9 protein-coding genes and 1 rRNA gene are annotated in these 9,862 nt (G+C 42.0%); 5 read left to right on the forward strand and 5 right to left on the reverse strand.

Annotated features, from left to right (window positions below; all coding sequences use genetic code 11):
• Positions 1-17 precede the first annotated feature (17 nt).
• The 4 genes from DWV34_RS12320 to DWV34_RS12335 form a co-directional block, all read right to left on the reverse strand.
• Positions 18-1,551, reverse strand: a 16S ribosomal RNA gene (locus DWV34_RS12320).
• A gap of 553 nt (positions 1,552-2,104) precedes the next feature.
• On the reverse strand, positions 2,105-2,617 hold the full coding sequence (locus DWV34_RS12325) for a CvpA family protein (protein ID WP_022260649.1): 513 nt from the start codon (positions 2,615-2,617) through the stop codon (positions 2,105-2,107).
• 11 nt (positions 2,618-2,628) lie between these two features.
• On the reverse strand, positions 2,629-3,822 hold the full coding sequence (locus tag DWV34_RS12330; protein ID WP_118476389.1) for a DUF5711 family protein: 1,194 nt from the start codon (positions 3,820-3,822) through the stop codon (positions 2,629-2,631).
• Positions 3,823-3,881: 59 nt separating this feature from the next.
• A complete protein-coding gene (locus tag DWV34_RS12335) occupies positions 3,882-5,033 on the reverse strand; it encodes a LysM peptidoglycan-binding domain-containing protein (RefSeq protein ID WP_118476391.1) in 1,152 nt (383 codons plus the stop codon).
• Positions 5,034-5,238: 205 nt separating this feature from the next.
• Here DWV34_RS12335 and yyaC point away from each other — a divergent pair, with 205 nt between their 5' ends.
• Positions 5,239-5,805, forward strand: coding sequence for a spore protease YyaC (yyaC, locus tag DWV34_RS12340; RefSeq protein WP_118476393.1), 567 nt, complete (start codon positions 5,239-5,241; stop codon positions 5,803-5,805).
• Positions 5,806-5,810: 5 nt separating this feature from the next.
• On the opposite strand, the gene DWV34_RS12345 is transcribed toward yyaC, so the two are convergent.
• On the reverse strand, positions 5,811-6,866 hold the full coding sequence (locus DWV34_RS12345; RefSeq protein WP_118476395.1) for a PTS transporter subunit IIC: 1,056 nt from the start codon (positions 6,864-6,866) through the stop codon (positions 5,811-5,813).
• A gap of 129 nt (positions 6,867-6,995) precedes the next feature.
• Here DWV34_RS12345 and DWV34_RS12350 point away from each other — a divergent pair, with 129 nt between their 5' ends.
• The 4 genes from DWV34_RS12350 (at position 6,996) to DWV34_RS12365 (ending at position 9,338) form a co-directional block, all read left to right on the forward strand.
• Positions 6,996-7,274 carry a hypothetical protein gene (locus tag DWV34_RS12350; RefSeq protein WP_006567989.1) on the forward strand — a complete coding sequence of 93 codons (279 nt, stop codon included), beginning with the start codon at positions 6,996-6,998 and terminating at the stop codon, positions 7,272-7,274.
• Between the two features lie 103 nt (positions 7,275-7,377).
• Positions 7,378-7,947, forward strand: coding sequence for an RNA polymerase sigma factor (locus DWV34_RS12355; RefSeq protein WP_118476398.1), 570 nt, complete (start codon positions 7,378-7,380; stop codon positions 7,945-7,947).
• Positions 7,931-8,611 (forward strand): DUF4367 domain-containing protein, encoded by a 681-nt coding sequence (locus DWV34_RS12360; RefSeq protein WP_022260652.1) that lies wholly within the window; start codon positions 7,931-7,933, stop codon positions 8,609-8,611. The genes DWV34_RS12355 and DWV34_RS12360 overlap by 17 nt, the downstream gene beginning before the upstream one ends.
• Positions 8,612-8,861: 250 nt before the next feature.
• Positions 8,862-9,338: a hypothetical protein gene (locus tag DWV34_RS12365; protein WP_022260653.1), complete on the forward strand. Its 477-nt coding sequence runs from the start codon at positions 8,862-8,864 to the stop codon at positions 9,336-9,338.
• Positions 9,339-9,862: the final 524 nt, after the last annotated feature.

The following is a 9,862-nucleotide window of genomic DNA, read 5'->3' on the forward strand; positions in this document are numbered from 1 at the left end:
TACTTCTTCTTCCTTAGAAAGGAGGTGATCCAGCCGCACCTTCCGATACGGCTACCTTGTTACGACTTCACCCCAGTTATCGGTCCCACCTTCGGCAGCTCCCTCCTTGCGGTTGGGTCACTGACTTCGGGCGTTACTGACTCCCATGGTGTGACGGGCGGTGTGTACAAGACCCGGGAACGTATTCACCGTGACATTCTGATTCACGATTACTAGCGATTCCAGCTTCATGTAGTCGAGTTGCAGACTACAATCCGAACTGAGACGTTATTTCTGGGATTTGCTTCGCCTCACGACTTCGCTTCCCTTTGTTTACGCCATTGTAGCACGTGTGTAGCCCTGGCCATAAGGGGCATGATGATTTGACGTCGTCCCCACCTTCCTCCAGGTTATCCCTGGCAGTCTCTCTAGAGTGCCCACCTTAAATGCTGGCTACTAAAGATAGGGGTTGCGCTCGTTGCGGGACTTAACCCAACATCTCACGACACGAGCTGACGACAACCATGCACCACCTGTCTCCAATGTCTCGAAAGAAAAAACCGGTTAAGGTTCGGTCATTGGGATGTCAAGACCAGGTAAGGTTCTTCGCGTTGCTTCGAATTAAACCACATGCTCCACCGCTTGTGCGGGTCCCCGTCAATTCCTTTGAGTTTCATTCTTGCGAACGTACTCCCCAGGTGGAATACTTACTGCGTTTGCTGCGGCACCGAAGCCTCTACGGCCCCGACACCTAGTATTCATCGTTTACGGCGTGGACTACCAGGGTATCTAATCCTGTTTGCTCCCCACGCTTTCGTGCATCAGTGTCAGTGACAGTCCAGTAAGCCGCCTTCGCCACTGGTGTTCCTCCTAATATCTACGCATTTCACCGCTACACTAGGAATTCCGCTTACCTCTCCTGCACTCCAGCATGACAGTTTCAAAAGCAGTCCCGGGGTTAAGCCCCGGGCTTTCACTTCTGACTTACCATGCCACCTACGCACCCTTTACACCCAGTAATTCCGGATAACGCTTGCCCCCTACGTATTACCGCGGCTGCTGGCACGTAGTTAGCCGGGGCTTCTTAGTCAGGTACCGTCTGTTTTCTTCCCTGCTGATAGAGCTTTACATACCGAAATACTTCTTCACTCACGCGGCGTCGCTGCATCAGGGTTTCCCCCATTGTGCAATATTCCCCACTGCTGCCTCCCGTAGGAGTTTGGGCCGTGTCTCAGTCCCAATGTGGCCGTTCACTCTCTCAAGCCGGCTACTGATCGTCGCCTTGGTGAGCCGTTACCTCACCAACCAGCTAATCAGACGCGGGACCATCCTATACTGCCAGGGCTTTTCACACTGAATCATGCGATTCTGTGCGCTTATGCGGTATTAGCAGCCGTTTCCAGCTGTTATCCCCCTGTATAGGGCAGGTTCCCCACGCGTTACTCACCCGTCCGCCACTCAGTCATATAGGAAATCCATCCGAAAACTTCAATCCTAAATGCTTCGTTCGACTTGCATGTGTTAAGCACGCCGCCAGCGTTCATCCTGAGCCAGGATCAAACTCTCATGTTCAATCTTGGATCTAAAAAGCGCTAGCTTTTTTATCCTTGTTTTACTGTGTCCTTTATATAAAGAACGTTCGTGTATCTTTTTCAAAAGATACTGAAAATCTCTTAGAATTTTCAAGGTTGTCTTATTGTTCAATTATCAAGGTTCTGCTGTCGTTTTTTGTCCTACTCTTACGAGCGACAGCTTTATTATCTTATCATTCTTCATTCTGTCTGTCAAGCACTTTTTCATTTTTTTGAAGTTTCATGAATGACTGACATTTCTTGTGCTGTCCGATCACCGTCAGCAACTTTTATATCATATCATGGCATGTTTTCCAAGTCAAGGACTTTTTTCAAAAAATTTGAAGAGCCAGGAAGTTAGATGAAGTTTTGAAAAGCTGCTGTTTTGTCAGCAACGTTGATAATCTTATCATCGCTGCCGGCAAATGTCAACAGGTTTTTTTACTTTTTTCTCACATTCTTTTGCAGAGAATCTTTCCCTGTAATAGAGCAAAAAGAAAAAGCCCTCGGAAAACGCCGTATCAATGAGGCTTTCCAAAGGCTTTCTTTAAAATTTAAAAAGGCATCGCACCCTTTAACATTGTAATCACCGGATTGTTTTCTGCCATAAACTGAAGCAAAGAACTGGTCTGCATGATTTCATTATATTCCTGTTTGAAACCAATGTACTGACAAAGGTAAATGGCAAACAGTAAAAAGGATATCACAATAATTCCTTTCACAAATCCCAGAACCCCTCCAAAGAAATGATTGAACCATCCAATCACAGGGAGGTCTCCGAACTTGCTGATAACGCCGACCAGTATTGAAAATACGGCCTTCAGTACAAGCACGATCAAAGCAAACGCAATAAAATATGCCAGCTGATCTGTGAGTATATTCTGCTCTGATTTCATAAACATCTGTATCACATACTGCTTTACGGTGTCCGCTGCCGAATAGGCAATGGCAAAGGTCAAAAGCCAGGTCGCCAAAAGGAGAAGCGATTTCAGAAATCCTCGCTTGAATCCTCTGATCGTATCAAATATCAAAATCAGCAGCAATACAATTAAAATAATCTGTCCCATAATATCACCATCTAACGTAATCTAACCAACTGTGTTTTATCTTCAAATGTAATCAAGTACCGTTCCGCTTTCCCGGTGGGCGCCATGGCCTGAATCCTTTTCTTAAAATTCTGCTGGTACATCTCATGGCCTGCATAATTTATCATAGAGCAATGATAATTTCCCACAAACAGTACTCCGTCCGGGCCAAGGTACACATCCGAGAATTCTGTCTTAATCTCTCTCTCCATAACCTTTCTGCCGGAACGGTTATAGGCCTGTACCAGATACTGCTCTTTGGAAGACTTCTTTTTATTCTCAAGAATCAGGGCAAAATGGGAATCATCCGCAGCAATACTTTTGATCCTGGAATTTATTTTAATCTCTTTTTGTTTCGAAGGTGTGTCTTTTGTATTAAAAATAATTGTTTTATTATCACCAAACGCACAAACCGTATTTTTTCCCATAAATTGAATCTTTGGGATCACGGTATCCTTAAAGTCAAATCCCGCCAGCAGCCGGTCTTCTTTTTCCTGCCCTTTTTCTCCGAAATCATAAAACGCTACCCGGTTCTTCGTCTGCAGTCCGTCCACTACCAGATAACTGACAGCCAGCATCGTGCCGTCTTCGGACAGGTCAATATCCAGCGGATATCCATTTTCATCGATCGTCGTCTTGATCGTTACCAGCTTCTTTTGAGAAGCATCGTAAAGCTCTATATAATTTTCATTATCTCCCTGCAAAACTGCGGCGATCACTCCCTGTTCCGCAACTTCCACATCACTGACCGCATATGAGGCGGAAAATCTTTTTACTTTTCCGGTACTGTCATATAGAAGAATCTCATTCCCGTTCTTATATGCAGCTGCGATATAATCTCCACAGTATGTAACAATCGGATTCTTGATGGAATAAGCCTTCTCCCACTCTACTTTACCGTCACCGTCGATAAACGAAATCCCATCTTCGTTATAACTTATGGAGCCATTTTTATATGCAAAGGACTTCGTCCCGGAATCCACATGTTCTGCCACTGTCCGTTCTGTCTTGAGCGTGTGGTAAGTCCGATATCTGTATGCCAGGAAGACTGCAAACAGTACCACACACAAAATCCCCCCAAGAATGATCCTCTGTTTTTTGCGGATCTGTTTTTTCAAAATAGAATTCTGCATTGCTTCCCTGCTGTTTGTATAGAGGGAAAAACCTGATTTTATCCTATGGTTCATTGTAAAACCCCTGTATTTTTATTTAACATTATCAATATCACGCTTTATTATACATGATTTTACTTTGTTATACTAGGAATAATTAGTTTCTGTCCGGGATAGATATGCTCCTTCGGCCCAATCTTATTTGCATCCAGTATTTTATACATATATTTTCTGGTTCCATACATTCTGCGGGAAATGGATACCAGACTGTCCCCTTTTTTGACGACATAAGTTTGGCTGTGTGCCATGGACTGCGTAGATTTCTGTGTTGACGCAGTGGCTGTGGTTGTGCCGGCTTCTGTTTTTTTCTCGTCCGCTGTCGTGCCCGCCTCTGTCCCGTCCGCTTTTTCGGTGCTGGCCGGCAGCTGTTTCGTGGTTGTGCCTGCCCCCTTGTTTTCTTCATCCATTGAAACATTGTCCTTCACGCCTTTTCCCATGGTCTCCACCGCCCCATGAATCGCGTCGCCAAAGGAGGAACTGTTATCCAATCTGGAATAATAGAACATTCCTCCGGCTAAGATCAGGACAAGGAGCATTGCCGCACTGGAGGAAAGCCGCTTCATCATGTCCTTTGTCTTGCTGCTTTTCTGCTTCTCCTGGACGATTGTCCGAAACTGCCGCACAATTTTTTCATCTCTCTTGGCTTCCAGCATGGATTCATAAGATACAGCTTCTTTTAATTTTTGATTCCGCTCAATAAGGTATTCCTGCATCATCGGATTTTTTTCATAGTATATGTAATAACCGCTCTGTCTCACCAGATCTTGTCCGCGGTATACGTAAAATGCATCTTCCCCCTCCAGGTGATCTGTCATATACAGCACTTTCCCGTCACCCGGAAAATTTTCAAAATGAGTCTTCTTTATCTTATCATTAAGCCTTACCGAGAATCCCATTCTGGAAAGCGCCCATCCGATCACCTCCAGATCCGGAAAGAAACGTTCTTTCTTCTGATAGATTTCCCGCCAAACCTTATCGTCAAATACGGTCTCGTCCAAATCCAGCTCTATATTCTGCCCTTCCACAGCTCCTCTGATAAATATCACAGTCTCATTATCAATACTCTTTTTTTCTCCAAATAATATAGCCCCTCTTACAAAAGTGTTTTTGTCCGTCGTCAATGCTTTTAAAAATGTAACTACAAAATCTTCGATATAAACTTTTGTTGTTCCCACAGGCCCGCCGATCTGTCTGATGTTCTTCGGCAACTGATTTTCTGCTCTCACGAAAAAGCCTCCCTTTCCTCTTTAATACCAAAGACTTTACCACAGTATTTTCAATTTTTTTATCAAAGGGCGTCGACTGAAGAAAATAATTTTGCCCATGTGGGAAGTACGTATTGGGACGGTATACTTTTTTGTTTTATGTATAAACTATATGGAGCGTCTTATACGGCGAAAAATGATATTTAAGAAATGATTGGAGAACGCAATGCGCATTTCAGACCGAATATCCTATTTTAATCCCAAAGACAGAGAAGCGGGTGCTTTACTGCAGGCAGATTTGATCCGCCGGATTCAAACGCAGAAAAAAGACAGCCAGCAGGTAGTCGTCCTGTGTGTGGGAACAGACCGTGCTACCGGTGACTGTCTTGGGCCCTTGGTAGGCCATCAGTTAATGACATCTTCTTATTATAAAGTCTTCGGAACTTTGTCACAGCCGGTACATGCCGGAAATCTTACTCAGACTATGGCCGAAATTTACCGCTCGTTCAGGGAGCCCTTTGTTATCGCCATCGATGCGTGTCTGGGTTCTGCTGATCATGTTGGCTATGTGACCGTGTCTTCCATGCCACTGTTTCCCGGACAGGGTGTAGACAAAGAACTGCCGCCTGTAGGAGATATCTCGATTACCGGCATCGTAAATTTCACATCAGAGACCAACTTTAACACCATACAGACCACAAGGCTTCACACGGTCATGGAACTCTCCTCTTATATTGCATGCGGAGTAGAGGATTCTGTCCGGTATTTTGCGAAACATGCTGCAACGACTTAAAGATGTCACATATTCAGTTTCATATCCCCCTGTTTTATAATGCCCATCCGGCGCATGCCTTCTGATATAAAGTAAGTCAGCAGTGCAGGAGCAATGATATGCATTCCAATGATCATGACTGCGGTTGCGGCCGGAGAAACCCCGCCGGCCACCATAGTCTTATATCCCATAATCTGCCCTACTAATCCGGCTGTCCCCATCCCGGAACCAATGGCATTGTTTGTCATCTTCAATATTATAGTAGAAACAGGTCCCAGCACAGCACTGGTGAGGATCGGCGGAATCCAGATCAGCGGTTTTCTGACGATGTTTGGAACCTGAAGCATCGATGTACCGATTCCCTGAGCAATTAAGCCTCCCACCCTGTTCTCTCTGAAACTCGCCACTGCAAATCCTATCATCTGAGCGCTGCATCCAACTGCAGCAGCTCCCGCAGCAATTCCTGAGAGATTTAATATGACTCCCAGCGCGGCTGAACTAATCGGCAGAGTCAGTGCCATCCCCATCAGAACTGATACTACAATACCCATCAAAAACGGCTGCTGCTCCGTACCCCACCGGATAAGGTCGCCCAATCGCGCCATCAGCTGACTGATCCATGGACCGAGAAACAGACCTACGGCACCCCCGGATAAAATGGTTGTAAGTGGTGTAAGCAGGATATCCAGCTGTGTCCTTCCAGAGATCAGGCGTCCCAGTTCAATTCCTACATAGGCAGCCATGAAAGCGCCCAGAGGTTCCCCCGGACCAGATAGGACGACAGCTCCTTTGACAATCAGGGTTCCCGCCATAATTTTTGATGCATATGCTCCAATCATTCCTGCACATGCCGATGAAACGGTTACCAGAACCGATTCCTGAAAACGCGAGGCAACTCCCACACCAATCCCGGCCCCGGTCAGTACTTTGGCCGCTACCGCACCAACTGCCAGGACTTGTCCGATATTTCCGCCTATCAGCAGTCCAACTTGTTCCAGAATCGTCCCGATAATCAGAGTCGCAAACAACCCCTGCGCCATCCCGGACAATCCGTCAATAAAGAACCTCTTTAAAATCTTCATTCGATCTTCTCCTCAATATTCTTCTTTAACGTCATTTTAAATCATTTTCTCTCTCACTACAATATTGACTGTTTTATATTTATCTTCTATTATACTTAATATATTTCAAATAGAAAGCAGGTAAAACCAATGTTCCGTATGTGGGGAAAACTAATGAAAAGCAACCGGCTGCTGAAAGACACCGTAATCAGTGTGGAAGATGCCGGTCTGAACCGTACCCGAAAGGTATATAAGGCTCTTGAAGACATTTGTTATGAGTTTGATCTGCCGAAACCTCTCTGGCTGGAGGCGAACAAAAAGGAATTTATGACCCACGATAAAACAAGATTTTATCATGACAGTTTTATTGAAGATATTGACTTTGATTTCTTGGAGGTCCAGGTTATCGAAGAAGACCAAAGCCTTTAGAATATTTCTACAGGCTTTTTTTGTACAAGCTTTACAATACCGGAAAACCTATCTATAATGAGAGATATAGAGAGAAACCATAAACGGGGGAAAAAGGGAGAGAATGAAAGTGAAACGGCGGAAGAATAAACCTCCTACCAAGAGCGCTGTTGATTATATTGAACTGCTCTACAACAAGTATGCGCCTAAGCTGAAATATGTAGCAAAGCAATATATTCATAATGATACGTTGGCTGAAGATGTACTTCAAAATGTTTTCGAGAAAGCGTTGCTGTACTCTGAAAAGATTTTAGAATTGCCCGATGAAAAGGCCTTTACGTTTTTATATGTCATAGTTCGCAACACAGCGTATGACATGATCAAGGTTGAGAGCAGAAATAATCACGAAGAACTGACTTACGAAGACGGCGAAGATTCAGAATACCTGATTGATCCAAATGATTATTACATGGAATATATTGACTTAAATGTAATGGTAGATAAGATTGGCAGGCTGCCAACGAACCAGCAGACAGTTCTTATCCTGTACTATTATTATGGATTCAGCTTTCTGGAAATAGCAACGCTATTACAAATTTCGGAACTGACTGCAAAGAAGCGCTGCAGTCTAGCCCGCAGTTCCTTACGTGCTCTGTTTGAGAAGGAGGGATTGAGTTATGAGTACAAACGATAAAAAAGACAAAAATGAAGAATTGTTTGACCATATCATCGAGTATGGCGCAGGCAGATGGACCGACGAAATCTCCCCTGATAATATTCCTGAAGAGGAACTGTCGGATCAATTAAATCAAAAAATTGACACCATGTTTTCCTCGGCCAGGAAAAGGGCAAACAGAAAACGCAGATTTATCACTGCACGGCGGATTGCGGCTGTGTTTGTGGTGCTGTTTACTATGGCTTCTGTTACTGTGATGAGTGTTGAGGCTTTTAGAGTCCCTGTGTTGAATTTTATATTTAAGACTACAAAACAAAATAAGGTTTTAGTAAAGTTTCAAAATGAAGAAAAAGATCCTGAATCAGTTTTCCAATACATTCCTATTGGTTATCATTTCAAACAAAAGCGTGTTACTAAAAATGGTGACTTTTGTATTTATCAATATAAAGATAATGAGAAAAATTCTTTGTATATTCAAATAAATTATAACATTGATTCTAATTCATATACCAACCTAGATAAAACAGGTTATACTCAATTTAAAGATAATCAAATTGAGTACTATTACTTAGAAGGTTCATACAATCAATTGCTATGGTATAGAAACAAATGTATTTTTAAAATTTCATCGAAGCTGACGAAAAAAGAAATGCTTAAAATAGCAAATGGAATCAGATATTAGTTCTTCAACATATTTAACAACAAAACTTTAACTAAAAGAATCTTTCATTCAGATTTTATTGAATGTAAGGTTCTTTTTTGTATGCTTTAAACTTTATTGCGGCTAAAGTTCAATAATTATTCTTTAAAACTTATAAATAAGTTCTCTGTATTTTAATCGCCCATTTTCCTGGATTTTTATTAATCATTTAATAATTCACCTTTTTGTTCTCTGCTTTGTTTTCAAAGTGGTAAGGATAAAAGGAGGATTTATGAGTAATTTATTTAAACGTTTTATTTTCAATTTATTTTTATTATCTTTGATACTACTGCCTATTTCAGCAAATTCAGTCAGTGCATGTTCCACACCCAACACAAATTATGCATCAATAGTTCCCTCACCCCTTTCTCTGCCCCTTTTTGAAAACAAATGGGCCGGATTTTTCGACATAACAACCAATTTAAAGATTTCTAGCAAGGGTAGAGCAGATTACTTTACTAGTTGTATTCCACTAAAAAGTAGTTATTATGTTACAATTACCGTGAAACTACAAAGGTATAAAAGCGGATCATGGTCTACCCTGGTTTCTGGTACCACTAAAGGAAAAGATTTTCAATTATATGATAATAGCCATTATGTAAAAAAGGGTTATAAATACCGAACCAGAAGTACCTTGAAAGTTTATAAGTCAAAAGGTGGAAGTTTGATAAACTCTGAAACCATTAATTCAACTACTAGAAAATATTAAAAAAATTTTTCCTTACCAAAAAATATTCACCTTTTTGCTCTAAAAACAGTTTCTATTATAGAGGGGTATTTTTCAATCATTATTCCTAAGAACATATTAACTATTATAATATTAAAGAAAGGAAAACCATCCAAATCACAAACCATTCTAAAAAATTGGTTAAGCGGGTGCGGAAACCTGCTTTAATGGTTGAATCTACTCCTCTTGTTAAAAGCTTAGATTATAAGTATCTGAGCATCAGTGAGCAGAGAGCACCATGAATTCATAATAACATTGGCCTTTCTGCATTTTTTAACAAAACTTGCGAATATATTTCACTATTTCCATATTATTTCAGCCACTATAATAGAGGGCATTAACAACAGATTGTGATTATTTCGCTGGACCTCATTCTCTCTCTCATAAAAAATGGCCAGTGAAGTTTCTTACAATCTGTTGTTAATGTTCTTTATAAAAAAAGCAAAGGCCAAATTGTCGGGCGGCGAATTAAAGTTCCAACCGACTGCAATTCTACCGCAAATTAA

Origin of the sequence: Anaerostipes sp. AF04-45 (assembly GCF_003461725.1) — a bacterium.
In the GTDB taxonomy this organism is placed as follows: Bacteria; Bacillota; Clostridia; order Lachnospirales; family Lachnospiraceae; genus Anaerostipes; species Anaerostipes caccae.